This window comes from Catellatospora sp. NPDC049111 (assembly GCF_040648615.1).
GTDB lineage: Bacteria > Actinomycetota > Actinomycetes > Mycobacteriales > Micromonosporaceae > Catellatospora > Catellatospora aurea.
Genome location: NZ_JBEZEB010000027.1, coordinates 24191 through 49733, shown reverse-complemented (window position 1 = coordinate 49733; position 25543 = coordinate 24191). Strand labels below are relative to the sequence as shown.

General features: G+C 72.7%; 22 protein-coding genes and 1 riboswitch. Of the genes, 10 read left to right on the top strand and 12 right to left on the bottom strand.

Translation table 11 applies throughout. The features are described from left to right. Positions 1-40: 40 nt before the first annotated feature. Positions 41-1138: a hypothetical protein gene (locus tag AB0B66_RS29090; RefSeq protein WP_360535929.1), complete on the bottom strand. Its 1098-nt coding sequence runs from the start codon at positions 1136-1138 to the stop codon at positions 41-43. Positions 1139-1324: 186 nt separating this feature from the next. On the opposite strand from AB0B66_RS29090, the gene AB0B66_RS29085 reads away from it, so the two are divergent. Both AB0B66_RS29085 and AB0B66_RS29080 read left to right on the top strand, forming a co-directional pair. Further along, positions 1325-1627: a type II toxin-antitoxin system RelE/ParE family toxin gene (locus tag AB0B66_RS29085; protein WP_360536026.1), complete on the top strand. Its 303-nt coding sequence runs from the start codon at positions 1325-1327 to the stop codon at positions 1625-1627. Further along, the gene (locus AB0B66_RS29080; RefSeq protein ID WP_360535927.1) at positions 1624-1941 is read left to right on the top strand and encodes a helix-turn-helix transcriptional regulator; all 318 of its coding nucleotides are present in this window, start codon (positions 1624-1626) and stop codon (positions 1939-1941) included. The genes AB0B66_RS29085 and AB0B66_RS29080 overlap by 4 nt, the downstream gene beginning before the upstream one ends. 62 nt (positions 1942-2003) lie before the next feature. On the opposite strand, the gene AB0B66_RS29075 is transcribed toward AB0B66_RS29080, so the two are convergent. Then, the gene (locus AB0B66_RS29075; RefSeq protein ID WP_360535925.1) at positions 2004-4136 is read right to left on the bottom strand and encodes a bifunctional polysaccharide deacetylase/glycosyltransferase family 2 protein; all 2133 of its coding nucleotides are present in this window, start codon (positions 4134-4136) and stop codon (positions 2004-2006) included. 2 nt (positions 4137-4138) lie between these two features. Continuing rightward, positions 4139-4522, bottom strand: coding sequence for a hypothetical protein (locus AB0B66_RS29070; RefSeq protein WP_360535923.1), 384 nt, complete (start codon positions 4520-4522; stop codon positions 4139-4141). Between the two features lie 204 nt (positions 4523-4726). On the opposite strand from AB0B66_RS29070, the gene AB0B66_RS29065 reads away from it, so the two are divergent. The 3 genes from AB0B66_RS29065 to AB0B66_RS29055 all read left to right on the top strand — a co-directional run bounded on the left by AB0B66_RS29065 (position 4727) and on the right by AB0B66_RS29055 (position 8989). Further along, entirely contained in the window at positions 4727-5341 is a 615-nt protein-coding gene (locus AB0B66_RS29065) for a sigma-70 family RNA polymerase sigma factor (protein WP_360535921.1), read from the top strand. Continuing rightward, positions 5338-6027: a hypothetical protein gene (locus AB0B66_RS29060; RefSeq protein ID WP_360535919.1), complete on the top strand. Its 690-nt coding sequence runs from the start codon at positions 5338-5340 to the stop codon at positions 6025-6027. The genes AB0B66_RS29065 and AB0B66_RS29060 overlap by 4 nt, the downstream gene beginning before the upstream one ends. Positions 6028-6214: 187 nt before the next feature. Continuing rightward, entirely contained in the window at positions 6215-8989 is a 2775-nt protein-coding gene (locus tag AB0B66_RS29055; protein WP_360535917.1) for a PQQ-dependent sugar dehydrogenase, read from the top strand. Positions 8990-9055: 66 nt separating this feature from the next. On the opposite strand, the gene AB0B66_RS29050 is transcribed toward AB0B66_RS29055, so the two are convergent. The 6 genes from AB0B66_RS29050 to AB0B66_RS29025 all read right to left on the bottom strand — a co-directional run bounded on the left by AB0B66_RS29050 (position 9056) and on the right by AB0B66_RS29025 (position 14566). After that, positions 9056-9421, bottom strand: coding sequence for a hypothetical protein (locus AB0B66_RS29050; RefSeq protein WP_360535915.1), 366 nt, complete (start codon positions 9419-9421; stop codon positions 9056-9058). A gap of 102 nt (positions 9422-9523) precedes the next feature. Continuing rightward, positions 9524-10966 carry a glycine hydroxymethyltransferase gene (locus AB0B66_RS29045; protein WP_360535913.1) on the bottom strand — a complete coding sequence of 481 codons (1443 nt, stop codon included), beginning with the start codon at positions 10964-10966 and terminating at the stop codon, positions 9524-9526. Between the two features lie 20 nt (positions 10967-10986). After that, a riboswitch (ZMP/ZTP riboswitch) is annotated at positions 10987-11077 on the bottom strand. Between the two features lie 65 nt (positions 11078-11142). Further along, the gene (locus AB0B66_RS29040) at positions 11143-12960 is read right to left on the bottom strand and encodes a glycoside hydrolase family 15 protein (protein WP_360535911.1); all 1818 of its coding nucleotides are present in this window, start codon (positions 12958-12960) and stop codon (positions 11143-11145) included. Positions 12961-13094: 134 nt separating this feature from the next. Continuing rightward, positions 13095-13436, bottom strand: a complete 342-nt coding sequence (locus AB0B66_RS29035; RefSeq protein WP_360535909.1) for a YciI family protein — start codon at positions 13434-13436, stop codon at positions 13095-13097. A 69-nt stretch (positions 13437-13505) separates the two neighbouring features. Continuing rightward, on the bottom strand, positions 13506-13904 hold the full coding sequence (locus tag AB0B66_RS29030; RefSeq protein WP_360535907.1) for a GntR family transcriptional regulator: 399 nt from the start codon (positions 13902-13904) through the stop codon (positions 13506-13508). A gap of 23 nt (positions 13905-13927) precedes the next feature. Next, on the bottom strand, positions 13928-14566 hold the full coding sequence (locus tag AB0B66_RS29025) for a maleylpyruvate isomerase N-terminal domain-containing protein (RefSeq protein ID WP_360535905.1): 639 nt from the start codon (positions 14564-14566) through the stop codon (positions 13928-13930). Between the two features lie 216 nt (positions 14567-14782). On the opposite strand from AB0B66_RS29025, the gene AB0B66_RS29020 reads away from it, so the two are divergent. Beyond that, positions 14783-16198, top strand: coding sequence for a hypothetical protein (locus tag AB0B66_RS29020; RefSeq protein WP_360535903.1), 1416 nt, complete (start codon positions 14783-14785; stop codon positions 16196-16198). 52 nt (positions 16199-16250) lie between these two features. Here the strand turns inward: AB0B66_RS29020 and AB0B66_RS29015 are convergent, their stop codons facing one another. Further along, positions 16251-17684 carry a PQQ-binding-like beta-propeller repeat protein gene (locus AB0B66_RS29015; protein WP_360535901.1) on the bottom strand — a complete coding sequence of 478 codons (1434 nt, stop codon included), beginning with the start codon at positions 17682-17684 and terminating at the stop codon, positions 16251-16253. Further along, entirely contained in the window at positions 17674-18153 is a 480-nt protein-coding gene (locus AB0B66_RS29010; protein ID WP_360535899.1) for a SigE family RNA polymerase sigma factor, read from the bottom strand. The genes AB0B66_RS29015 and AB0B66_RS29010 overlap by 11 nt, the downstream gene beginning before the upstream one ends. 80 nt (positions 18154-18233) lie before the next feature. On the opposite strand from AB0B66_RS29010, the gene hrpB reads away from it, so the two are divergent. From hrpB to corA, 4 genes are all read left to right on the top strand, one after another. Further along, positions 18234-20855 carry an ATP-dependent helicase HrpB gene (hrpB, locus tag AB0B66_RS29005; protein ID WP_360535897.1) on the top strand — a complete coding sequence of 874 codons (2622 nt, stop codon included), beginning with the start codon at positions 18234-18236 and terminating at the stop codon, positions 20853-20855. Positions 20856-21012: 157 nt separating this feature from the next. After that, positions 21013-21912 (top strand): NAD(+)/NADH kinase, encoded by a 900-nt coding sequence (locus AB0B66_RS29000; RefSeq protein ID WP_360535895.1) that lies wholly within the window; start codon positions 21013-21015, stop codon positions 21910-21912. Between the two features lie 5 nt (positions 21913-21917). After that, on the top strand, positions 21918-22433 hold the full coding sequence (locus tag AB0B66_RS28995) for an N-acetyltransferase (RefSeq protein ID WP_360535893.1): 516 nt from the start codon (positions 21918-21920) through the stop codon (positions 22431-22433). Between the two features lie 39 nt (positions 22434-22472). Next, positions 22473-23585, top strand: a complete 1113-nt coding sequence (gene corA, locus AB0B66_RS28990; protein ID WP_360535891.1) for a magnesium/cobalt transporter CorA — start codon at positions 22473-22475, stop codon at positions 23583-23585. A gap of 45 nt (positions 23586-23630) precedes the next feature. Here corA and AB0B66_RS28985 read toward each other — a convergent pair whose 3' ends face one another. After that, positions 23631-25538, bottom strand: a complete 1908-nt coding sequence (locus tag AB0B66_RS28985; RefSeq protein WP_360535889.1) for a multicopper oxidase — start codon at positions 25536-25538, stop codon at positions 23631-23633. Between the last annotated feature and the right edge of the window lie 5 nt (positions 25539-25543).

Genomic DNA, 25543 nt, shown 5'->3' with positions numbered 1-25543 from the left:
CGGGTCCCGGCGACAGGTGGGTGCCGGGACCCGGTGTCTGTCAGCTCTGCCGCAGCGCCAGCATCGGCACGGGGATGTTCAGGCTGGTCGCGCCGACACCCATGCCGCCCTCGCAGGTGTTCGGCGGGGCGGTGCCGATCCCCCGGGTCGACGGCTTCTCCGCGGCCCAGAACATGAAGCCCAGCATGCCTGCCGTGGTGCCCGCGCCGTTGGGCGCGACCGACTGCACGTAGGGAGCCGTGGCCTTCTGCACCGAGTTCGCGTAGTTGGTGCACTCCGGGCGGACCTTGCTGCCCTCGGCGATGTAGAGACCGCCGGTGAACTTCGCCGGGGCCAGCGGCGGCACCGGCGGGTTGTACTGCGGCTTGCCGTCGATGTGCTCCTGCCAGTTGGCCTGCGCCGTCGAGGCCGACGGCTGGCGGGCCGGCACCATCGCGTTGGCCCAGTCCAGCACCGGGTTGTCGGTGCGCAGCCAGTCGGCCGTCGCCTTCTGGTTCAGCGCGATCAGCCAGCGGTCGCCCGCGGCCACGTCGATGGTCAGCCGCGCCCGCGGATTCGCGCCGCTCGCGTCGTACGGGTGGACCGCCCGGTACGCCGTGATGAAGTTCTGCAGCGCGGCGACGTTCGGGCTGCTGTTCTGCTCGTAGTCGATCTCGATGCCGACCCCGAACTGTGTCGCCACCGCGGCGGCGCGCTGGCCGAGCAGGGCGCCGTTCGCGGCGAGCGCGGCGTCCCAGTCGTCGGTGTACGTGATGCCCCCGATGGAGAACATCACCCGGATGCCGCGCGAGGTGAAGTGGTTGACGATCTCCTGTGTCATGCCGCGCGGCACACCGTTGAGCGTGGCCGCGTCGGTGGTCTGGTTCAGCAGCTTCAGCGGGTTCACGAAGCTGAGCACGACCAGGTTGACCGACGGCCGGCCGTCGCCCCGGTCGACCAGCCAATGGTTCTGGCTGTCGAACTCGGCCACGGACCGCGGCGTCGCCCACAGGCAGGCGTCGTTGCTGCAGTGCCAGGCCCCGTAGATCTGGATCGGGGTGGCCGCCGCGGCCAACTGCGCGGGTGGGGGCGCGGCCGCCGCCGGCAGCGGGCCCGCCAGCCCGATCAGCACGGCGAGGAGCAGCGCTAGGCGTCTCATGAGGACCTCCGTCGTTGGTGCCCGAACAGAAACCGGAAACAAGGTTCACCGTTAAGGCGTCAAGGAATGCCGATGCGTCACTCCCTTGCTCGCACAAATGGCGATCAATCCGCGATGGACATAGCATCGATGCTATGACCTGGGGTACGGTGGAGCTGGAACCGGAAGTCCGGCTGGCTCGAAGATCTGCCAACGGCACTGTTCGCGAGAGCAGCGTTCTACATCGATCTGCTCGGAGATCAGGGACCCCTGCTCGACGAGCCCTACACGAGACAACTGGACGGCAAGCTGCGGGAACTGCGGTTCCACCTGGACGGCCAGCAGGTCCGTGTGACCTACTGGATCGCCGCGGGCCGCCGCATCATCCTGTTGACGGTGTTCCGCAAGACCCGATGGCGGGAGAACCGCGAGATCTCACGGGCGCGTCGCGCGCTGGCCGCCTGTGTCACCGAAGCCCACACCGTCGAGGACGAGGAGGTGACGAGATGACCGAGAGCAGCGACTGGCGGTCCCTGCGTGACCGGCGTATGGCCGAACCGGGCGCGGCCGACGAGTACGCGGCGACGAAGCTGGCCTACGAACTGGGCAAGGCGGTCCGCGAACGCCGCGAGCAGCGCGGCTGGAGCCAGTCCGAACTGGCCAAGGCCGCCGGCATGACACAGTCCGCCGTGGCCAGGTTCGAGGCGGGCGGAACCGTGCCCACGCTGAACGTCCTGGAGCGGATCGCGCGGGCGCTCGACACCGAACTGAGCGTTCGGTTCGTGCCCAACCCCGGCCGCCCGACCCGCCCCTCGCCCGCCTGACCGACGGCTTGCGGTCCGGCCCCTGCCCACGGTGGCCGGGGCCGGACCGCAGCCGGGGCGGGTCAGGCGTTGGTGCGGGCGTGGGCGGTGGCGGCGCCGGTGCGGGTCATGCGGTGCCAGCGCAGCCGGTCGCCGACCAGCGCCATGACCGTGGACTGGATGACCACGAGGTACATCAGCTGCCGGTACACGATCTGCTGCAGGGGCAGGCTCCACAGCGGGCCGTAGCGTTCCCCGTCGAGTTTGAGCGCGTAAGCCGCGGTCAGCACCTGGACCAGCGTGAAGCCCAGCCACACCGTCGCCACCTGCGCCGGTGGCAGGAAGATCGCGCCGTACACGCCGTAGACGTCGACCATCGGCGCGGACAGCGGCAGCAGCACCTGGAACAGCGTCAGGTAGGACAGGCCGCGGCGGCCCAGCCGGCCCGACGCCCCGCGCTCGGTCAGCGCCCGGCGGTGCTTCCACATGGCCTGCATGGTGCCGTAGCACCAGCGGTAGCGCTGCCGCCACAGCTGGCGCAGCGAGGCGGGGGCCTCGGTCCAGGCGATCGCGTCGGGCGCGTACACCACACGCCAGCCGGCCCGGATGATCGCCATGGTGAAGTCGGTGTCCTCGGCCAGCGTCTGCGTGGACACGCCGCCGACGTCGACGACCGCCTCGCGGCGGAACGCGCCGATCGCCCCGGGCACGGTCGGCATGCACTGCAGGACGTCGAACATGCGGCGGTCGAGGTTGAAGCCGATCACGTACTCCAGGTGCTGCCAGCGGCCCAGCAGCCCGCCGCGGTTGGCCACCTTCGTGTTGCCGGAGACCGCGCCGACGAACGGATCGGCCAGCGGCTGCACCAGCTCGCCGATCGCGTCGGGTTCGAAGACCGTGTCGCCGTCGACCATCACCAGGATGTCGCCGCGGGCGAACATGACGCCGGTGTTCAGCGCGGTCGGCTTGCCCGCGTTCTCCTGCTCCACGACGTACACATTGGGCAGCCGCAGCCGGCGCACCAGCTCGCCGGTGCCGTCGCTGGAGCCGTCGTCGACGACGATGACCTCGACGTTCGGATAGTCACCGCCGATCAGGGAGCGCACGGTCGCCTCGATGTTGGCCGACTCGTTGTAGGCGGGCACGATCACCGACACCGCGCCGACGTACCGCTTGCGCTTGCGGGCCTGCTTGCGCACCCGGCGCACGTGCACGCGGGCGCACCACACCTGCACGATCAGCCGCAGCACGGCGAGCACCACCGCGGCGAGCATGAGCCAGGTCATCGCGCCGGCCAGCCAGCCCGCGCCGAACTGCGCGAAGCGCAGGGCGTGCCCGCGCACCCGCTGCCCGCCGGCCGCGACGGGGGCGGCCGGCAGCTCCATGGCCTGTGACACGGTGGTGAAGCGGTAGCCCTGCTCCTGCAGCCTCGGGATGAGGATCTCCAGGGCGGCGACGGTCTGCGAGCGGTCGCCGCCGGCGTCGTGCATCATCACGATCGCCCCCGCACCGCCCGCGGGCGTGGCCGCGGCGACGATCGCGTCGACGCCGGGCCGGCTCCAGTCCAACGTGTCGAGGTCGGCCAGCACGGTGAGGTATCCCTCGTCGGCGGCCTGCCGCATCGCCTCGTACGCGGGCACGGTCACCGCGTCCGGGGTCGCCGAGTAGGGCGGGCGCATCAGCGTCGGGCGCAGGCCGGTCGCGGCCGCGATGGCGTTGCCGGTCAGCGTGGTCTCGGCGGTGCGCTGCCAGGCCGGTGCGGCGGTCAGATCGATGTGGGTGAAGGTGTGCGCGGCGACCTCGCTGCCGCTGTCCACGATCTGCCGCGCGATGTCGGGGTGCCGGTTGACCTGCGCGCCGACGGCGAAGAAGGTGCCGGCCGCGTCGTGGCGGCGCAGCACGTCGAGGATCGCCGGGGTCCAGCGCGGGTCGGGGCCGTCGTCGAAGGTCAGCGCGATCGTCTTGGCCGGCATCGCGCGGGTGGTCACCGTGCCGTCGGCGGCCAGGCGCTGCACCGGGCCGCCGGCGACCACCTCGTCGGGGGCGGGGCGCTCGTCGGCGACCTGGTGCGGGCCGCTGCCCTCGGCACCGACGTGCTCGACGTATCCGTTGAGGCACAGCCCGGCCAGGGCGAGCGCCAGGGACAGCGCCAGCAGCAGCCAGTGCGCTTTCGGCTCGCGGCGCCGGGGCACGCCGCGTCTCGCGTGTCGCGACATCGCTACTTCTTCTTCGACGCGGTCGGGTGCGGCCGGTCGGTGGGCCGGTTGCCGCGGGTGGACGGCGCGGCGGTGGGCGCGGTGCTCGGCTTGCCGGTGGTCTTCGTCGGCGACGGGGACGATGCCGCGGGGGGCTGCGGTAGCGGCTCCGGCGTGGAGGCGGCCGGAGCCGGTTCGGCCGACTCCTCGGCCGCGGGCCGGTCGGGCAGCAACTGGGGCAGGCCGGGCAGCCCCGCCCCGTCCACCCCGAAGAAGCCCGCCACCACGATGGCCAGCATCAGGGTGAGCGCCACGCCGCCGCCGGCGGCCAGCACGGTGAACAAGCGCCGTCGGCGACCCGTACGGTCCACGAAAACCGGCCGGTTCGCGCCTTTTCTTCTGCTCATCCCCTACAGCCCTGACCTAGCCCGTCGCCTCCCGAGGAGGCCTGCCACCGCGCACGACATGCGCCACCGGGTAGAGCGCCGCACACCCACCGAACGTCACACCGAGTGACGCGTATCTCCGGACGGGGGGCAGCCGGTTCGCACAGGCGGAGGAGATGTGTGCACAATCAAGCGCTCAGGGACGCGTGGGGAGGGGAGCTGCCGGTGACCGAGCTGCGACCCCATGCCGCCGATCTGACGGCGGCCGTGGACGCGGCCCGGCACGGCGACGAGGCGGCGTTCAACGCGCTCTACCTGGCGGTTCAGCCGGGACTGCTGCGCTACCTGCGGATGCTCGTCGGCTCGGACGCCGAGGACGTCGCCTCCGAGACCTGGCTGCAGATCGTGCGTGACCTGCATACGTTCCGTGGCGACGAGGCCGGTTTCCGGCGCTGGGCGGCGACCGTGGGCCGGCACCGGGCCATGGACCACCTGCGCCACCATCAGCGCCGCCCGTCGGTGCCGTTCCCGGTCGAGGCGATGGCGGACCTGCCCGCCGCCGACGACACCGCGGCGTCGGCCGAGCAGCTGATGACGACCGACGGCGCGCTGTCGCTCATCGCCTCGCTGCCCGCCGACCAGGCCGAGGCGGTGCTGCTGCGGGCGGTGATGGGCCTGGACGCCCAGTCCGCCGCCGACGTGCTCGGCAAGCGGGCGGGCGCGGTGCGCATGGCCGCGCACCGCGGTCTGCGCCGGCTCGCCGAGGTGCTGGGTGTCGAGCGTCACAGCCGCGGAACAGTGACGCCCGGCCCGGATCCGACGCTCAACGAGGTGACATGAGCGAGTTTTCCACGGCCGGCGGCCTCGACCCCGGCGCGAGCGAGCGGCTGCTCGACGGTGCCCGCAATCAGGTCGCCGACCAGGGACCGGTCGGTGATCTGCTGGCCCGTGCCGCCGCGCCCGGCCGTCCCGAGGAACTCGCCGGGGCATCCGCCGTCATGGCCGCGTTCCGCGCCGCGTATCCGCAGCCGGTGGCGCGCAAGGGCCGCACGCTGCGGCGGGCCGTCGCGCTCAAGGTCGGGGCGATCGTCGCCGCGCTGACGGTCGGCGGGGTCGCGTTCGCGGCCCACTCGGGTGTGCTGCCCAACCCGTTCCCGATCGGCCCGCAGTCACCGGCGTCGCCATCGGGCTCCTGGCCGGGCGGCACCCCGGGCCAGGGCGCCTCGCCGACGCCGAGCGGCTCGCCGTCGGCACTGCCCTCAGCCTCGGTGTCGGCCCCGGCGAACGTGCACGGACTGTGCCGCTCGTTCCTGGCCACGGCCGACAAGGACAAGCCGAAGGCGACGGACAGTCCCGCGTATGCCCCGCTGGTCGCCGCCGCGGCCGGGCAGGATCTGGCGGACTACTGCACCGCGCTGACCGCGGCGAACGCGGGCCGCCCCAGCGCCAATCCCGGCAACGGGCCCTCGCCGAAGCCGAGCAAGGCTCATCCCGCACCCTCGGCGAAGAAGACGAAGGCCGGCTGACGGCGGGCGCGTGACACCCGGGCGACGCCCGGCGCTATCTGAGTGGGACCAGCAGGACGCACCCCTGCTGGTCCCATCGCATGTCCATCGACGTCCCGCACGGCGCGTGCGCTTTATACCACTCTGCACTATAGGTAGCCTGACCTGGTTTGTCGCATTTGTTGACATTTCAGGAGGCATATCCAGCATGAATAACGGATGGAGAGCAGGCGCGCTCGGCACTTCGCTGCTGTCGGCCGTCCTGATGTTCGGCACCGCGGCCGCCCCGGCCCCGGTCGCCGCCCGCGCCGCGGGTCCCGCGGCACCGCTCATCACCGAACCGGAGAAGGACAACCGACTGCTCAGCGCCGCCGACGTGCACATGGAGACGCGGGCGATGCAGAACAACGACGCCGGCGACGCCCACCTGTGCACCGACTGGGAGATCTGGGCCGGCAACGCCGGCTCCGGCGAGCGGGTCTGGTTCGACTCCTGCGCCAGCGGCACCGGCCGGGTGCACGTGCACCTGGGCGACGGGGTGTTCGAGAACTCGTTCACCGGTCGCAAGGACCTGATCCCGGACAAGAACTACACGCTTCGGGTGCGGCACCGCGACGCGAGCGGCGCGTGGAGCCCGTACTCCACCCGGCCGTTCAAGACCGACGTCGAGCGCAAGCCGCTGCCCGGCGCGGGCGACTGGAAGATCCACCAGCCCGGTTTCGTGGTCGAGGAGGTCACCGGCGACCTGGCGCTGCCGGTGAACATCGCCATGGTCCCGAACCACTCGGGCGATCTGAGCAAGCCGCTGTTCTACGTCACCGAGCTGTACGGTCGCGTGCGCGTCGTCACCGGCGACTTCAAGAAGCACACGTACGCCGACGACCTGCTCGACTTCGACCCGAGCGCCCAGTTCCCGGGCACCGGTGAGATGGGCGTGACCGGCATCGTGATCGAGCCGAAGACCGGCGACCTGTTCGTGTCGATGCTGTACAAGGACGACGGCGACCTGCTGCCCAAGATCGTTCGCTTCCACAGCGAGGACGGCGGCCTGACCGCCGCCACCAAGACCACGATCTTCAAGGCTCCGGACGAGCCCCAGTCGACCTCGCACCAGATCTCGAACCTGACCATCGGCCCGGACGGCAAGCTCTACGTGCACATGGGCGACGGCTTCATCGCCGACACCGCCGAGGACATGGACTCGTTCCGCGGCAAGGTGCTGCGGATGAACCTGGACGGCACCGCGCCCAGCGACAACCCGTTCTACAAGGGCACGGGCAAGTTCCAGGCCAAGGACTACATCTGGGCGTACGGGCTGCGCAACCCGTTCGGCGGCGCGTGGCGGCAGGCCGACGGCCAGCACTACTCCGTGGAGAACGGGCCCTCGGTCAACGACCGGTTCGCCCGGATCACCAAGGGCGGGCGCTACCACTGGACCGGCGGCGCGAGCGGCCTGACCAAGAACGCCCTCTACAACTGGAAGGAGACCCAGGGTCCGGTCGGCATCACGTTCACCGAGCCGAGCATCTACCACGCGGCTGGGTTCCCGCAGGAGAAGTACAACAACGCGTTCGTGTCGCTGAGCGGCCCGACGTACGCCAGCGGCCCGCAGCGGCGCGGCAAGAAGATCGTCGAGTTCTCGTTCAACGAGGACGGTTCCGTCGACGACCCGAAGACCCTGATCGAGTACACCGGCAGCGGCAAGACCAGCGTCGGCGGCATGGCCCCGGGGCCGGACGGCCTCTACTTCACCACGCTGTACACGAAGATCGGCGACGCCACCGACTCCGGCGCGAAGATCCTGCGCGTGCGCTACGTGCGCAAGGACACCGGCTCGCCGGTGACGCTGTACTCCGACAGCGGCTTCAAGGGCGACTCGAAGGGCCTGGGCACCGGGATCTTCGACGCCACCGCGTTCGGCAAGGTCAAGGACAACACCGCCAGCTCCCTGCGGGTGGCCGGCGGCTACCGGGTCGTCGCCTGCGACAGCCCCGCAACCGCGCCCGATCTGGGCAGCTGCCGCTACTTCGGGCCTGGCGAGCACGGCTCGCTCGGCGACTTCAACGACAAGCTCTCGTCGCTGGCGGTCTTCGGCGGGCCGGTCGAGGGCAAGGGCGTGCTCGGCTACGGCGAGACCGGCCTCAAGGGCACGGCCCAGCCGCTCGGCGCGGGCATGCACGAGTCGGTCGCGGGCGAACTCACCGGCGGTGAGAACACGTCGATCAGCTCGCTGAAGGTCGGCGCCGGATACCGGCTGATCGCCTGCGACAAGGACCGGTCCGCCGCCGGCGGCGCTCTCGGCGTCTGCCGCATCCTGGGCAGCGGCGAGCACGCCAGCGTCGGCGCGCTCAACGACAAGATCTCGCTGATCGGCGTCGTCGGGCCGCCGCTGACCGTGTTCTCCGAGGCCAAGGCCAAGGGCAAGAGCCAGAGCTTCGAGACGGGGGTGTACGAGGGCACCCGGGGCGAGCTGGCCGAGGTCGGCGACAACGCGATCACCTCGCTGCGCCTGGAGCCCGGCTACCGGGCCGTGGCCTGCGCCGGTGACGGCAGCACCGGGACCGGCGTGGCCACCCTGGGCCGCTGCCGGTCGTTCCCGCCGGGCGAGCACACGCTGACCGGCACCGACCTGGACGAGAACATCTCGCTGCTGCTCGTCTCGGGTGAGCCGGTCAAGGGCGCGAACGCCACCGCGTACGCCGACCAGGCCTTCAAGGGCGGCAAGTCCGCGCTGGGCCTGGGCATCTTCGAGGCGTCGCGCGACGACCTCGACGGGGCCGGCAACGACAACATCAGCTCGCTGCAGGTCGCCCCGGGGCACCGGGCGGTCGCCTGCGAGCACGGCACCAAGCCGGTCGTGCTCGACGTGGGCATCTGCCGCTACTACAAGGCAGGTGACGTCACCTTCGTCGGCGCGGACGTCAACGACAAGTTCTCGCTGATCGCGGTCGACAAGGTCGGCGGGGCGCCCGCCAAGCGCTGACGCTCCCGAAGGACGAAGGCCCCGTTCCCGCCGCGAGGCGGGGACGGGGCCTTTCCGCGTACCGGCTCAGGAACTGCTGCTGCTGGACGAATCGCTGCCGCCGCCGCCACCGCCGAACGAGCTGCCGCTCGAATCGGAGCCGCCGCCGGACCAGCCGCCGCCACCACCGGAGTCCGAGCCGCCACCCGACCAGCCGCTGCCGGAGTCGCTCGACGAGCTGCCGCTGCCGACGTTGTGCTGCCAGGTGTGCTCGTCCGTCCACACCGGGTCGCCGGACGAGCTGTGCACGGGGCCGTGGTACCCACCGGGACGGCGCTTGGTCGCCTGCCCCCGGTTCGCGCCGCGCGTCGCCGCGATGACCGCGGCGGCGATGCCGACCACGACCAGGACGATGCACGCCAGCACGACGAAGAGAAGGATCATTGACTCCATCGGGTCAATGTAGACGTCTCGCGCCAGCGCCGCCCGACCGTCAGGAACCGCCCCGGCGGGCCTGGAAAAGGCGCGGGGTCGCCCCCGCGCCTTTCGCGATGATCAGCCCAGGTCGATTGTCGGGTAGAGCGGGAAGCCCTTGAGCAGGTCGGTGGTCTGCCCGGCGACCCGGTCGGCGACGCCGTCGGCCAGCACGTACGCCGCCTTGGACGGCTTGCCGTTCGTGGTGCCCTGGGTGGTGCCCGCCAGCACGGTGTGGATCAGCTCGGCGATCTGGTCCATCTCGGCCGTGCCCAGGCCGCGCGTGGTCAGCGCGGGGGTGCCCAGCCGGATGCCGGAGGTGTACCAGGCGCCGTTCGGGTCCTGCGGCACCGCGTTGCGGTTGGTGACGATGTTCGAGTCGAGCAGCGCCGACTCGGCCTGGCGGCCGGTGATGCCGTACGACGACACGTCCAGCAGCACCAGGTGGTTGTCGGTGCCGCCGGTGACCAGCTTCGCGCCGCGCCGCAGCAGACCCTCGGCCAGCGCGTTGGCGTTGTCGACGATGCGCTGGGCGTAGTCGCGGAACTCCGGGCGGCGGGCCTCGGCCAGCGCGACCGCCTTGGCCGCCATGACGTGCGGCAGCGGGCCGCCGAGCACCATCGGGCAGCCGCGGTCGACCTGCTCGGCCAGCTCGGACTGGCACAGCACCATGCCGCCGCGCGGGCCGCGCAGCGACTTGTGCGTGGTGGTGGTGACGATCTGCGCGTGCGGGATCGGGTCGAAGTCGCCGGTCAGCACCTTGCCCGCGACCAGGCCCGCGAAGTGCGCCATGTCGACCATCAGGGTCGCGCCGACCTCGTCGGCGATCTCCCGCATGATCCGGAAGTTCACCAGTCGCGGGTACGCCGAGTAGCCCGCGACGATGATCAGCGGCCGGAACTCGCGCGCCGACTTGGCCAGCGCGTCGTAGTCGACCAGGCCCGTCGCCGGGTCGGTGCCGTAACTGCGCTGCTCGAACATCTTGCCGGAGATGTTCGGGCGGAAGCCGTGCGTGAGGTGGCCGCCCGCGTCCAGGGCCATGCCCAGCATGCGCTGGTCGCCCAGCTCGCGGCGCAGCGCCGCCCAGTCGGCCTCGTTGAGGTCGTTGACGTGGCGGGCCTGCGCCTTGGCCAGCGCCGGGCTCTCCACCCGCTGGGCGAGCACGGCCCAGAAGGCGACCAGGTTGGCGTCGATGCCCGAGTGCGGCTGCACGTACGCGTGCTGCGCCCCGAACAGCTCCCGGGCATGCTCGGCGGCCAGCGCCTCGACCGTGTCGACGTTCTTGCAGCCGGCGTAGAAACGGCGGCCGACGGTGCCCTCGGCGTACTTGTCGCTGAACCAGTTGCCCATGGCCAGCAGCGTCGCGGGCGAGGCGTAGTTCTCACTGGCGATCAACTTGAGCGACTCGCGCTGGTCGTGCAGCTCCGCGCCGATCGCCGCGGCGACGGCCGGCTCGACGGCACGGATGGCATCCAGCGCGTGGCGGTAGGCCAGAGACTCGCTGGACAGGGACGCGTCAGACATGCGGACCTCCTGGACGTTACGGAAGAGGCCCAGGCGCACGGCACAGCGTCACGATGACGGAGCCGCTCCCCGATGGTGACCCATCCCAGCGCGCCAGTCACGGCCCAGACCCCAGCCTAACAACCCGGCCCGGTCCGCGCCTGCCGCCGCACCGTCCCCGCCCACATGGCGGGCGGTCAGCCAAGGGCGCGGTCGAGGTTGTAGGCGGCGGAGATGAGGGAGAGGTGGGTGAAGGCCTGGGGGAAGTTGCCCAGTTGCTCTCCCGTTTTGCCGATCTGCTCGGCGAACAGGCCGACGTGGTTGGCGTAGGTGAGCATCTTCTCGAAGGCCAGGCGGGCCTCGTCGAGGCGGCCGGCGCGGGACAGGGCCTCCACGTACCAGAAGGAGCACATGGAGAAGGTGCCTTCCACGCCGCGCAGGCCGTCGGGGCTGACCGCGGGGTCGTAGCGGTAGACCAGGGAGTCCGACACCAGGTCCTCGGCGAGGGCGTCCAGGGTGGACAGCCACTTGGGGTCGGTCGGCGAGACGAACTTCGCCATCGGCATCATCAGCAGCGCCGCGTCCAGCACCTCGGCGTCCTCGTGCTGCACGAACGCCTGCCGGTCCGACGAGAAGCCCTTGCGCATGATCTGGTGGTAGATGTCGTCGCGGGTCTGCCGCCAGTGGGGCAGGTCCGCCGGCAGGCCGCGGCGCGTGGCCATGCGGATCGCCCGCTCGATGGCCACCCAGCACATCAGCCGCGAGTAGAGGAAGTTCCGGCGGCCGCCGCGGGTCTCCCAGATGCCCTCGTCGGGCCGGTCCCAGTTGCCGCACACCCAGTCGACCAGCCCGGTCACCTCCTCCCAGCGGTCACTGGAGATCGGGTGCGCCCACTTGTCGTACAGGTAGATCGAGTCGATCAGGGCACCGTAGATGTCCAGCTGCAGCTGGCCGACCGCGTTGTTGCCGATGCGCACCGGACCTGAGCAGCGGTATCCCTCCAGGTGCGGCAGCTCCTCCTCGGGCAGCTCGGTGCGGCCGTCGATGCCGTACATGATCTGCAGCGGGCCGTCGGGTCCGTCGCCGCGCAGCGCCACGTGGCGGTCCAGGAAGTCCATGAACGCCGCGGCCTCCTCGGTGAAGCCGAGCCGCAGCATCCCGTACAGGCAGAACGCGGCGTCGCGGATCCACACGTAGCGGTAGTCCCAGTTGCGCTCCCCGCCGATCTGCTCCGGCAGGCTCGTCGTGGCGGCCGCGACGATCGCCCCCGTCGGCGCGTAGGTCAGCAGCTTCAGGGTGAGCACCGAGCGGTTCACCATCTCCCGCCACCGGCCCCGGTAGTGCGAGGTCGACAGCCACCGCCGCCAGTAGCGCACGGTCTCGGTGAACTGCTCCTCCGCCTCCGCCAGCGGGCACGACCGGGGCCGCACCCGGTCGGAGACCCGGTCCAGCGCGAACACGGCGGTCTCGCCCTCGCCGAGGGTGAACTCCGCCCGCGCGTCGCCGTCCTCGATGGCGACGTCGACGCTGCTGGTCAGGGCCAGCGACAGCACGTCGCAGCTGAACAGCACCCGGTCGCCCTCGCGCCGCAGCGTGTGCACCCGGCGGCCGTAGTCGAAACGGGGCGCGACCAGCGCCGTGAAGGGCAGTTTGCCGCGTACGCAGATGACGCGCCGGATCAGCCGGTGCCGGTCCGCCTCGGTGGGGTCGCCGACGATCGGCATGAAGTCCTGGATCTCCCCCACCCCGTCGTAGGCGTAGAAGCGGGTGATCAGGACGTTGGTGTCCGGGAAGTAGAACTGCTTGGTCTGCGCCGGGACGGCGGCGGCCAGCTCGAACCGCCCGCCGCGGTCGGCGTCCAGCAGCGCGCCGAAGACGCTGGGCGAGTCGAACCGCGGGCAGCAGTACCAGTCGATGGTCCCGTTCATGCCGACCAGCGCCACGCTGCGCATGTCGCCGATCAACCCGTGATCGGCGATCGCCAGGTAGCGGCCGTCGGTTCCCCCGTCCCCCACACCGCCAGCATATGACCGGAATGCCCCACTCGCCCCCCGTCAACCGCACCGGGCCCCGGGAGGGCCGGCTGCGGTTTCGGGGAAGTGCAGGTTCGGGCGGCGGGATTCGCGCAGTTTCCCGGAAACTGCACGAGTCAGGACGGCAGGGTGATCGTCTTGCCGGGGGCGGCCATCGTGCCGGGCGGGCACCACCAGGTCATCACGTCGGCCACGAGGCGGCCGGCGCGGACCGCGGGGTCCTGCTCGGCCAGGCGGCGGGCCTCGTCCAGGGAGCCGGTGCGGAAGAAGACCAGGCCGCGCAGCGACTCGTCGGCGGGCTCGATCACCGGGCCGTTGGTGACCACGTGGCCCGACGCGCGCAGCCCGGACAGGTACGCCAGGTGCTCCGCCTGGATGCGCGCGGACTCCGCGTCGTCGTACTCGGGCGGGTTCGCCGGACGGCGCAGCATGACCAGCTCGAAGGACTCAAGTTCCATGCGGCACAGTGTGCCCGGCCGCCGGACCCGTCCGGCAGCGGCCTGAGCGGCGGACGGGCTCAGACGGGCTCAGGCGCGGGTGCGCTCGGGCCCCGGCTGTTCCGCCTCGACCCGGCGCAGTGCCTGGATCGCGCCGTCCAGGCTGACCCCTAGCGCCCGGGCCGCGGCGCGGTAGGCACGGGCCGCCTCGTCGAGCCGGGCCATCGCCTCGGCGGGCGGCAGGTCGGGGCGGCGCTCGGCGACCGTGGTGCCGTGCCGGACCCGGCTCACCACCAGGCCCGCGGCCTCCAGCTCCCGGTAGGCGCGGGCCACCGTGTTCACGGCCAGGCCGATGTCCGCGGCGAGCTGCCGGATCGTCGGCAGGTGCGCACCCGGGGCCAGTGTCCCCTCGGCGATCTGCGTGGCGATGCCCGCCCGCACCTGCTCGTACGGCGGCACGGCACTGTCGGTGTCGATCTCCAGTCGCATCGGACGCTCTCCCGGTCGCGCGGTCAGAATGCGGTGATGCTCGCCGGGGCGCGCTCGGCGCGGCTCAGCGCGCGGATCACCGCGGCCTGCCCGTGGCGGCGCACGGCGAGCTCGCTCAGCAGCGCGAGCACCGGGTCGAGCACCTCGCGCGGCTGGTCGGGGGTGGGCACAACGACGCTGTACGCCAGGTCGTCGGAGTGCACGGTGATCTCCATCAGCCGGGTGACCAGGAAGTCGTCCAGCCGCATCGCCCACGGCCCGGCAGGCGGGCTGACCAGGCGGTCGACGTGCTCCTCGGCGAGCAGCGTACGCAGCTCGGACACGGCGCGATCAGTCTGCTCCGCCAGCTCGCGCGGACCGGCCTCGGCGAGCGCCTCGCCGCCCTTGCGGACCCGCACGTTGGTCTCGGCGTCGATGGGGGCGTCGATCCAGGTCACCCGGCTGTAGTGGTCGGCGAGGGCGACCGGCGGCCCGTCCGGGGCGGGCGCGGCCAGCACCCGCGGCACGTTCACCACCTGCGAGGCGAGGTGTCCGGCCAGCCCCGCGACGGTGAAGGCCGCCAGCGCGCTCGGCTTCGCCCAGGCCGCCGCGACGGCGGGGTCGCCGACCAGGGCGGCGGCCGACGCGGCAGCCCGCAGGTATGCCTCGCGTACCGCGCTCATCCATGCCTCCGGGGTCGCCGACCATCTCCGCCGAACACCCTAACCCGCGATCGATCCGCGCACCGGACGGCGGGACCGCCGGGCCGCACGCACTGACCGTGGGGCGTACGCCGCCGTATCCCGCTCGCGGAAGGACCGTTCTTGATGATTGACCCGGACCGCCGACCCCCGCGTGCTCCGGGCCGGGACACCTGACCGCCGCCGAAGGGATCGATCGTGCACGACGGCTCGCTGCTCACCGCCGAACGGACCCGCCCGGCCGCGCCGGCACCCGGGCCGGTTCCCGTCGCGGGCCGGACGCCGCGCCCGGTCGCGATCGCCGTGCTCGCCGGGGCGGGGCTGACCGTCGCCGCCGCGGTGCTGGCCGCGATGCGAATGCTGCCCGCGGGCTCGCGGGCGGGAGCCTGGCGTTACCGGTACGTCGGCTGGTTCTCCTGGGAGATGCTGCTGCCGTTCGCGGGCGGCCTGGCCGCGGTGCTGGCGCTGCTGTGGCTGACCCACCGGCTCGGACAGCGCCGGGAGCGGCTGGTCGTGGGCATGTGGCTGGCCGCCGCCGTGCCGCTGCAACTGGTCGTGCGCGCCGCCGACGAGGTGTCGCTGGGCGCGGTCGTCGCCAGCGACCGGGCGAACTCGTTCTACACGCCGTCGCTGCGCTTCACCGCGTACGAGTACCTGACGCGCTTCGAGGAGATCGTGCACGCGCTGCCGCAGCACGCCCGCTCGAACATGCCCGGCAAGACGCTGCTCTACCATCTGCTCGGCACGCTCACCACCAACCCGGCCGCGCTCGGCATCGCCATCACCGCGGTGTCCAGCCTGGCCGCGCTGCTGGTGTACCTGCTGGTGCGCGAAGTGCTCGACGACCGCCGCGTCGCGCTGTTCGCGCTGATCCTGTGCCTGCTGGTGCCGGGCCGGCTGTACTTCCTGCCCATCCTCAACGCCGTCTCCCCGGTGCCGATCCTGTTGTCGCTGTGGCTGTTCACGCGCTACCTGCGCCACACGCACTGGGCCTGGGCGGTGGCGCTGGGCAGCTCGCTCTACCTGGTGTTCTTCTTCGAACCGCTGCCGCTGGTGATGGGGCTGACCTTCGCCGCGCTGGCCGCCCTGGCGCTCCACCGGCGGCGGCTGGACTGGGTGGCCCTGCTCAAGCTGGTATCGCTGACGCTGGCCGCCTTCGCCGGGGCGTACCTCGGCACGAAACTGCTGTTCGGCTACGACCTGTTCGTCAACCTGGCCGAGGTGCTGGCCGACGCCACCGACTTCAACGAGCGCGCGCATCGGCCGTACGACGTCTGGGTGGTGCGCAACCTCGGCGACTTCGCGCTCTGCGCCGGGATCGCGGCGGCCGTGCTGACCGGGTACGCCGCCTGGGACGCGGTGCGCCGCGGCGTGGCCCGCCCGATCGCCGCGCTGACCCTGTCCGGGCTGGCCGTGCTGGCCTTCCTCGACCTGGTCGGCATCAACCGCGGCGAGACCACCCGGCTCTGGATCTTCCTGGCGGTGTTCCTGATGATCCCGGTGGCCTGGGTGTGCGCCCGCTCGCCCCGGGTGTGGCCGTTCGCCGTGGTCGCCGCGGCGCTGATGCTGCAGGTCGCGACCACCACGCCGATGATCGCGTTCATCCGTCCCTGATCACGCCTGATGCGGCGCCCCCGTCCGGTCCGGACGGGGGCGCCGCGCCGTATCAGCGGGCGTACCGGTAGACGCCGATCCCGTCCTTGGTCGGGCAGGTCAGCGTGGTCGCGTTCGCCGAGCAGTAGCCGGTGACGCTCAGCTGCCCGAGGGCGACGTCGTCGCCGGTGGCCAGCTGATGGCCGAAGACTCCCGACTGGCCGATGACCAGCAGGTTGCCCGACTCGATCCACATCGCCGAGCCGCCCAGCTCGGCCAGTGGAGTTCCGTCGACCGCGAGCACCGCCGACGGCTCCCCCATGGCGAGCAGCCCCACCCCCGACGGGAGCACCCCGCGCACCATGCCTTTGAGGTCGCGCTGCCAGACCGTCGCGCCCGAGTGCGCGTCGACGGCCGTCAGCTTGGCGCTGTCACCGGTGTCGTCGGTGACGGCGCAGAACACGCCGCCGGCGGCGCACGGCGACGGCCAGGACCCGGCCAGTGTCGCCTGGAGGGTGGCCTCGCTCGCGGCGGCGGACCCGTCGAGTCGCAGCGTGCCGACCTTGGCCCCGGCGAACTGGTACAGCGTCCCGTCGACCACCGTCTCCTGGCGCAGCAGGTCCGGTCCGGCCGACAGCACCGGCGCGGCGAGTTCCCGCTCGACCTTGCCGCTGACCACGTCACGCACCTGCACCCGCCCGTCGGCCAGGTGCAGGACCACGCGCCGGTCCGCGGGCACCCGTGCGGTGAGGCCGCCGACGACGTAAGACTCGGCCAGGGTGCGCATGGCGTTGGTGCCCGACTGGGCCACCCGGTCGGTGACCGTCCACCGCGCCTTGCCGGTACGCAGGTCGAGCGCCTCGGTCACGCCGCGCTGGACCCAGGTGATCACGAGCGTGTCGTCGTAGAGGACCCGGTCGGTGTCGTTGAAGGAGTACGGCAGCGTCCACATGATCTTCCCGGTGGCCGGGTCGACCGCGATGATCGTGTCACTGCCGTCCTTGATCAGCGGGTTGTCGAAGCCCTGCTCGGTGAGCAGCAGGATCGCCCCGGCGGACACCTCGAAGCCGTTGGTGTCGCCGAACTTGCCCAGCGACAGCGCGGGCCACAGCGCCTTGCCCGTGGTCAGGTCGACCGCGCCGACCCACTCGGTGCCGTCCTCGGCCATCCACATCGCGTACGAGCGCTCGCCCGCGGTCGAGGTCATGCCGAAGCGCACCGGCCCTGTGAAGCGGATGACCGGCGCGGCGGAGCCGTCGAACGGGAGAAAGTCCGTCGCGGCGGGCAGCGCGGGCAGCACCGGGCGCACCGGCGTGGCGGCCGGAGCCAGCACGGCCTGCGCGCCGAACAGCGCGGCGACCACGGCGGCCCCGGCGGCGAGCAGGCCGCCGAAGGAGCGGCGGCGGCGCTGGGCCGCTCGGGCGCGCACCGCGGACAGCTCCGGTGGCGGCACCGCGTCCACCCGGTCGGCCAGCCTCGCGTAGAAGCGTTCCAGCTCAGTTGACATGGCTGCGCTCCCCCAGGGCGGTGGCGAGCCCGGCCCGCCCGCGGGCGAGCCAGGACTTGACGGTGTTGACCGGCACCGACAGCTCCACGGCGATCTCCGCCACGGGCTGGTCGAGCAGGTAGTGCATCGCCAGCACCCGGCGCTGGTCGATGGGCAGCGTCTTGAGGGCCGCGACGACGGTCATCAGCTCCTCGTCGGGGGGCGGCACGTTCGGGGGGTCGGGCAGGCCGGTGGAGCGCCGCACGGTCAGCCGCCGCCACCAGTCGGTGGCCAGCCGGGTCACCACCAGCCGCAGCCACGCCTCGGGGTTGTCGTAGCGCTGCAGGGACGCCCAGCGCTGCCAGGCACGGGCGTACGCCTCCTGGGTGAAGTCCTGCGCCTCGGCCAGGCCACCCGTGAGGCCGTACGCGAAGCGCATCAGCCGCGGGGCGGTGCCGCGGTAGAACGCCTCGAAATCTGACACTGTCACCTCTGGAACACGGGCCGGGCCCGCGCCAGGTTGCGGCACCGCCGGGCTTTCCCGGCCCGGCCGTCCGGCAGACTGGGCGGGTGTTGTCTGACGCGGCCGAAACCGACCTGCCCGTACGGGAGGCGCTGCCCACGCTACTGGCGGCCCTGTCCGGGAACGGCGCGGCGGTGCTGGTCGCGCCGCCGGGATCGGGCAAGACGACACTCGCGCCGCTGGCGATGGCGGGCGCGGTCACCGGCCGGGTGGTCGTCGCCGAGCCGCGCCGGGTCGCCGCCCGCGCCGCCGCCCGCCGGATGGCCGAACTGACCGGCACGCCGCTGGGCGGGCCCGTCGGGTACAGCGTGCGCGGCGACAGCCGCACCAGCGCCGCGACCAGGGTCGAGGTCGTCACCACCGGCCTGCTGGTGCAGCGGCTGCAGCACGACCCGGAGCTGTCCGGGGTCGGCGCGATCCTGCTCGACGAGGTGCACGAGCGCCAACTCGACTCCGATCTGGCGCTGGCCTTCACCGCCGACGTGCGCGCCGCGCTGCGCCCCGACCTGCGGTTGGTGGCCGCTTCGGCGACCGCGCAGGCCGAGCGGCTGGCCACCGCGCTGGGCTCGGACACACCCGTGGTGACCGCCTCGGGCACGCCACACCCGATCGAGGTCCGCTGGCGTCCGCCGACCGGCCCGGTGGACGCGCCCTACGGGCTGCGCGTCGACCCGCGCCTGCTCGACCACGTCGCGGCCGTGATCCGGGAAGCCCTGCGCGGGGCCGACGGCGACCTGCTGGTGTTCCTGCCCGGCGCGGGCGAGATCGACGGCGTCGCCGGGCGGCTGGCCGGCCTGCGCGCCGAGGTGGACCTGCTCACCCTGCACGGCCGCCAGGCCGCGGGCACCCAGGACGCCGCGCTGCGGCCGGGACCCCGCCGCCGCGTGGTGCTGGCGACCGCGGTCGCCGAGAGCAGCCTGACCGTGCCGGGGGTACGCGTGGTCGTCGACGCGGGCCTGGCCCGGGTGCCGCGTACCGACCTGGGCCGCGGGCTGGGTTCGCTGGTCACGGTCCGGGCCTCGCGGGCCTCGGCGCACCAGCGGGCCGGGCGGGCCGGGCGTGAAGCCCCCGGTGTCGTCTACCGGTGCTGGTCGCAGGCCGAGCACGAGCGGCTGCCCGAGCACCCCGACCCCGAGATCGCCTCGGCCGACCTGACCTCGTTCGTGCTGCAGCTGGCCTGCTGGTCCAGTGCGGACGGCGCGGGCCTGGCCCTGCTCGACCAGCCGCCCGCGGCCGCCGCGACGGTCGCCCGCGAGACGCTGACCGCGCTCGGCGCGCTCGACGGTGACGGCCGCGTCACCGCGCGCGGCCGGGCCATCGCGGGCGTCGGCGCGCACCCGCGCCTGGCCCGCGCGCTGCTCGACGCCGCCACCGAACTCGGCCCGCACCGCGCCGCCGAGGTCGTCGCCCTGCTCGGCGCGGACACCCCGATCGGCACCGACGACCTGGCCGCGGCCTGGCGGCGACTGCGCGACGGTGCCGACGGGGCCGCCAGCGCCGCCTGGCGCACCGAGGTCCGCCGCCTGACCGGCAGCCTGCACAGCAGCGAAAGCGGCTTCGCCGACCCTGTCGCCGGGTCCAGCGGGGCCCGGAGCCGGGCAGCGGTTTCCAGCCGGCCCGGAGCCCCGAGCCGCGCCGCCGAGTCGGGCCGGGTGGGCGAGTCTCAGCGGACGGGCACCGGGCGGCTGACCGATGACCTGGCCGGTGCACTGGTGGTCGGATTGGCCTACCCCGAGCGGGTGGCCCGGGTCCGGGGCGCGGGCAGCCGGACCTACCTGATGGCCGGGGGCACCGCCGCCGAACTGCCGCCGGGCTCGCCGCTGACCGGGGTGCCCTGGCTGGCGGTGGCCGCCGCGGACCGGCAACCGGGCAGCAGCTCGGCCCGGATCCGGCTGGCCGCCGCGACCGACGAGGCGACCGCACGACAGGCCGCGGCCCCGCTGCTGGTCACGGGTGAGGAGATCGCCTGGTCCGACGGGGACGTGGTGGCCCGGCGGGTCACCCGGCTGGGCGCGATCGTGCTGGCGGAGCGCCCGCTCGACCGGCCGGACCGGGAGCGCGTCGCACAGGCGCTGGCCGAGGGCCTACGCCGGGAGGGTCTGCGGCTGCTGCGCTGGACCCCCGAGGCGACCGCGCTACGCGAGCGGCTGGCGTTCCTGGCGCACGCGCTCGGCGAGCCCTGGCCCGCGGTCGACGACGAGTCCCTGCTGGCCAGTGCCGGGCAGTGGCTGGGCGGAGCGCTGCACACCGCCCGCCGCCGCGACGACCTGCAGCGCGTCGACGTCGCCGCCGCGCTGCGCACCCTGCTGCCCTGGGCCCAGGCGGCCCAACTCGACCAGCTCGCCCCGGAACGGTTGGAGGTGCCCAGCGGATCCCGGATCCGGATCGACTACACCGACCCGGCCGCTCCGGTGCTGGCGGTGAAGGTGCAGGAGGCGTTCGGCTGGACGCAGACCCCCCGGCTGGCCGGCGGCCGGGTGCCCGTCGTGCTGCACCTGCTGTCCCCCGCCGGCCGCCCCGCCGCCGTGACCGGCGACCTGGTCTCGTTCTGGCGCAACGGCTACCCGCAGGTCCGCGCGGAGCTGCGCGGCCGCTACCCACGCCACCCGTGGCCGGAGGACCCGACCACCGCTGAGCCGACCCGCCGTCTGCAACCCCGCAACCGCTGACCGCTCCTTGATCACAAGGATCTTGCGTGAGCGGTGGGTACGACACGCAGATCTCGGGCGAGCTGGCAACAGTCCACGCAAGATCGTCGTGATCAAGGGGCGGGCGGCGCCCGGCGATGTGGCTTGGGGAGAGCGGGTTGGACCGTAGAGTGGCTGCGTGGGCCTCGTACACACGGTGGGTCTGGTGCTGCATCCGCAGCGTGACTCCGTGCCCGCGATCGACACCATCATGGACTGGGCGCGACGGCGCGACGTCACCGTGCTCGGGCTGCCCGACGAGGTGGACCGGATCTTCTGCGGCGCGGTCGCCGTCGACCCGCAGGAGCTGGCGGAGCGCTCCAGCCTGCTGGTGAGCCTGGGCGGCGACGGCACGATGCTGCGCACCATGCGGCTGAGCGCGGGCCGGACCACGCCGGTGCTCGGGGTCAACCTCGGCCGGCTCGGCTTCCTGCCCGAGATCGACGTGGACGGGCTGCCCGCGGCGCTGTCCGCGATCGACAACCAGCACTACTCGGTGGAGTCGCGGCTCGCGGTGCGCACCACGCTGCCCGGCGGCCACGAGGTCACCGCGTTCAACGACATCGCGCTGTGCCGCATCCCCGGCGACGGCCTGGCCGGGGTCGCCATCACCGTGGAGGGGCACGCGTTCGTACGCTATGCCGCCGACGCCGTCATCGTGGCCACGCCCACCGGCTCGACGGCGTACGCCTTCTCCAGCGGCGGCCCGATCGTCTCCCCCACCGTGCGCGCCGTGCTGGTGACAGCCGCCGCCGCGCACTCCAGCTTCAACCGCGCGCTGGTGCTGTCCGCCGACGAGGCGCTCGCGCTGCAGGTGCTGGAGAACAGCGGCCGGCTCGCGGTGGAGGTCGACGGCCGCGTCGACGGACACGTGACGCCGGGCGACCGGCTGGCGATCACCGCGATCGCCGACGCCGCCCGGGTGGTGCGGCTCGGGCTGACCACGTTCTACGAGCGGGCCCGGCGCAAACTCCAGGTGCGCGGCAGCGCCGAGGTCGACGGGCCCGCGAGCGCGCCGCCGGTGCATACGGCACCATGAGCGGCGTGCTGATCCGCCGCGAGACACCCGCCGACGTCGACGCCATCCGCTCGGTCACCGAGGCCGCGTTCGGGCCGATGTACGCGCCCGACCCCGCCCCCGAACCGGGGCTGGTCGACCAGTTGCGCGCCGACGCGGGCTGGCTTGCGCAACTGTCGCTGGTCGCCGAAGTCGACGGCGAGGTCGTCGGGCACGTGGTGTGCACCCGGGGCCGTGTCGGCGACACCCCGGCACTGGGCCTCGGGCCGCTCAGCGTGCGGCCCGACCACCAGCGATCCGGGGTAGGCGGCGCGCTGATGCACGCGGTGCTGGGCGCCGCCGACGCGCTCGGCGAGCCGCTGGTGGTGCTGCTCGGCGATCCCGGCTACTACGGCCGGTTCGGCTTCCGGCAGGCCGAGCAGTTCGGCGTGCTCGCCCCCGAGGCCGAGTGGGGCGCGCACTTCCAGGCCCGGCCGCTGACCGGGCACGACCCGGCGGTGCGGGGAGTGTTCACCTACGCGGAACCGTTCCTCCGGCTGTAGCCGACTAAGATCGCCACGAGGACCGGACCGGAGGTGACCGTGAGCGACGAGCAGCAGGCAGGCGTCGCCTGGGCGTGGACCGCGCCGCTGCGCAAGGCCGCCTCCCGGATCCGGCCGACCGGCCCGGCGGGTTCCGCCGACGATGACGACGCGACGCACGGCTCCGTCATCGACTGCGCGGTGTACGTGGACGGCCGCCGCTGGCCGGGTGCGTGCGACTACGACGACGGCCTGGCGACCGTGCGGCAGACCCCCGGCTCCTTCCTCTGGCTCGGCCTGCACGAGCCGAGCGAGGCCGACTTCGCCCCCATCGCCAAACGGTTCGGCCTGGACGAGCTGGCGGTGGAGGCGGCGACCACGCGCCGCCAGCGCCCCAAGATCGAGCACTTCGCCGACGTGACCCTGTTCGTGCTGCGCACCACCCGGTACGTGGAGCACTCGGCGCTGACCGAGACCTGCGAGGTGGTGGAGACCGGCTCCGTGGTGCTGTTCATCGGCGACGGCTACGTGATCACGGTGCGGCACGGTCCCGCGGGGCCGCTCGGACCGGTGCGCGCCGACCTGGAACGGCGGCCGGACCGGATGGCGCAGGGCCCGTGGGCGGTGGCGCACGCCGTGGCCGACCGCATGGTCGACTCGTACCTCGAAGTCGCGGTGGCGTTCGAGAACGACATCGACGAACTGGAGGACCACGTCTTCGCGCCCCAGTCGCAGAACCGGGCCGCGCAGATCTACCAGCTCAAACGGGAGCTGATGGAGTTCAAGCGGGCGGTCGCCCCGCTGCAGCACCCGCTGGCGGCGCTGATCGACGACAAGGAAGGGCTGCCCAAGGAGATCCGGCGCTACTTCCGCGACGTCAACGACCATCTGCTGCGGACGGTGGAGCGCATCGTCGCGTATGACGACCTGCTCAACTCGATCCTGCAGGCGCGCCTGGCGCAGCTGTCCGTCGACCAGAACAACGACATGCGCAAGATCGCCGCCTGGGCGGCCATCGCCGCCGCGCAGACCGCGATCGCCGGCATCTACGGCATGAACTTCGACTACATGCCCGAGCTGCACTGGAAGTACGGCTACGTGATCGTGCTCGCGCTGATGTTCGTCGTCGCGTCCGCGATGTACCGCGCCTTCCGCCGCTCCGGCTGGCTGTGACGCGCCCCGGGGCGGCGCGCACACGCACCGCCCCGGGGAACCCGCTCAGCCGACCCGGTAGGGCCGCATCATCTCGTTGTCCTCGTGCTCCAGCAGGTGGCAGTGCCACACGTACTGGCCGGCCAGGTCGAACGTGGCCTTGATCCGGGTGATCTCGCCCGGCAGCGCGATCACGGTGTCCTTGGTGCCGCGTTCGCCCGGCTCCGGCGGCTGCTTGCCGTCCACGCCCCGGCCGAGGATCTCGAACTGCACCAGGTGCAGGTGGATCGGGTGGGCGTCCTGGCTGAAGTTGTGCAACTCCCAGATCTCGGTGGCGTTGAGCTTCGGGTCCTCGGTGATCGGGTGGTCCCAGTGCATCGGCATCGCGTGGCCGTCGGGGCCGACCGTGCCGAGCATCAGCTCGATGGACTGGTCGTGGCCCAGTTCCTCGTCCAGCGACAGCTGCCGGGTGTTGTCGGCCCGGCCGATCGGCTTGATCCAGGGCAGGTCGAGGTCCTCGGGCGGGGTGCTGCGGTCCTTGCCGGTGAGCCGCCCGACGGTGAAGCGCATGACCTGGCCGGTGGTGGCCGGGTCGGACGGGTTGAAGGTGCCGTTGTAGGGCTCGTCCGGGCCCTCGTTGATCAGGTAGAACTCGGTGCCCTCACGCTGGCCGGTGAAGTCGAGGATGACGTCGGCGCGCTCGGCCGGGCCCATCAGCAGCTGCTGGAGCTTGGCCGGCTTGGGCAGGAAACCGCCGTCGTTGCCGATCTGCCAGATCGGCAGGGCGACCGGGGCCGGGCGCGGCGCGAGCGGGTCCGTGGTCACCTTCATGATCAGCACGCGGCCGTTGCAGCCGTTGAGGAAGCGCAGCCGGTAGCGGCGCGGCTCGACCTCCAGCTCCGGCCAGGTGTTGCCGTTGACCATGATGGTGTTGGCGAAGAACTCCGGGTTCCAGATCGGCGGGAACGGCCCCTGCGGGATGTACGGGCCCGCGTCGTCGGCGAACGCGCGGCTGGCCGGGTAGAACAGCGAGCCGTCGGCGTTGAACGAGCGGTCCTGCACCACCACCGGGATCTCGTAGTAGCGCGTGCCGGGCTTGTCGCCGAGCTGCGGCGCCGGGCCGGGCAGTACTCCCTTGGGCAGGTCGCCCTTGCCGCCGCGCAGCAGGTAGAAGCCCGCGAGTCCGGCGTACACGTTGACGCGGGTCACGCCGAGCGTGTGGTCGTGGTACCACAGGGTCGAGGCGCGCTGGTCGTTGGTGTACTGGAAGGTCGCCGTGCCCGGCTGCCAGGCCGCCGCCCCGTAGCGCCGCTCGAACTCCTCCCCGAACTCGTCGTAGAACGTGCCGACGGTCGCGTACCCGGCCGGGATGTTGCGCGCCTTCGGCAGGTACCACGCCTCCGGGTAGCCGTCGCTCTCCTCGTGGGAGTGGCCGCCGTGCAGGTGCGTGACGATCGGCACCGGCCCCCGGTACGGCCCCGGCGTCGAGGTGAACGTGGGCCGGGTGTCGCGTCCGGCGTCGCCGCCCGGCGGGTTCGCCCAGTGCAGCGTCGGGTCCACCGGCAGCAGGTGCGGGCGGAAGTCGCCGTAGGAGTCGACCAGGTCGTTGACCCAGGTCACCCGCACCGGCCGGTCCACCCGGGCCTCGATGGTGTCCGACGGGCTGCGGAAGCTGCGCGGCTTCGACACGTCGCCGTAGCCCCAGACCGTGGTCTGCGGCAGGTTCGACGGCAGGATCTGCTGCCGGAACTGGCGCACCCCGATCAGGTAGCGGGCCACCCCGCCCTCCTCGCGGTGTGCCGGCGGCATCACCGACGGCACCGCCAGCGGCGTCACGTACTTGCGGATCTTCGCCGGGTCGAGCGTGCCCGCCCGGCCCTGTCCCACCGCCCAGGCCCAGCCGGCACGCTGGGAGAGCACCGTGGCGGCACCCGCGGCCGCCGTCGCCTGAAGAATCCGCCTGCGGTCGACCATGTCGT

Coding starts and splice junctions, on each gene's coding strand:
- AB0B66_RS29090 (WP_360535929.1), bottom strand. CDS start 1,138: ATGAGACGCCTAGCGCTGCTCCTCGCCGTGCTGATCGGGCTGGCGGGC.
- AB0B66_RS29080 (WP_360535927.1), top strand. CDS start 1,624: ATGACCGAGAGCAGCGACTGGCGGTCCCTGCGTGACCGGCGTATGGCC.
- AB0B66_RS29075 (WP_360535925.1), bottom strand. CDS start 4,136: ATGTCGCGACACGCGAGACGCGGCGTGCCCCGGCGCCGCGAGCCGAAA.
- AB0B66_RS29070 (WP_360535923.1), bottom strand. CDS start 4,522: ATGAGCAGAAGAAAAGGCGCGAACCGGCCGGTTTTCGTGGACCGTACG.
- AB0B66_RS29060 (WP_360535919.1), top strand. CDS start 5,338: ATGAGCGAGTTTTCCACGGCCGGCGGCCTCGACCCCGGCGCGAGCGAG.
- AB0B66_RS29055 (WP_360535917.1), top strand. CDS start 6,215: ATGAATAACGGATGGAGAGCAGGCGCGCTCGGCACTTCGCTGCTGTCG.
- AB0B66_RS29050 (WP_360535915.1), bottom strand. CDS start 9,421: ATGGAGTCAATGATCCTTCTCTTCGTCGTGCTGGCGTGCATCGTCCTG.
- AB0B66_RS29045 (WP_360535913.1), bottom strand. CDS start 10,966: ATGTCTGACGCGTCCCTGTCCAGCGAGTCTCTGGCCTACCGCCACGCG.
- AB0B66_RS29035 (WP_360535909.1), bottom strand. CDS start 13,436: ATGGAACTTGAGTCCTTCGAGCTGGTCATGCTGCGCCGTCCGGCGAAC.
- AB0B66_RS29030 (WP_360535907.1), bottom strand. CDS start 13,904: ATGCGACTGGAGATCGACACCGACAGTGCCGTGCCGCCGTACGAGCAG.
- AB0B66_RS29025 (WP_360535905.1), bottom strand. CDS start 14,566: ATGAGCGCGGTACGCGAGGCATACCTGCGGGCTGCCGCGTCGGCCGCC.
- AB0B66_RS29015 (WP_360535901.1), bottom strand. CDS start 17,684: ATGTCAACTGAGCTGGAACGCTTCTACGCGAGGCTGGCCGACCGGGTG.
- AB0B66_RS28985 (WP_360535889.1), bottom strand. CDS start 25,538: ATGGTCGACCGCAGGCGGATTCTTCAGGCGACGGCGGCCGCGGGTGCC.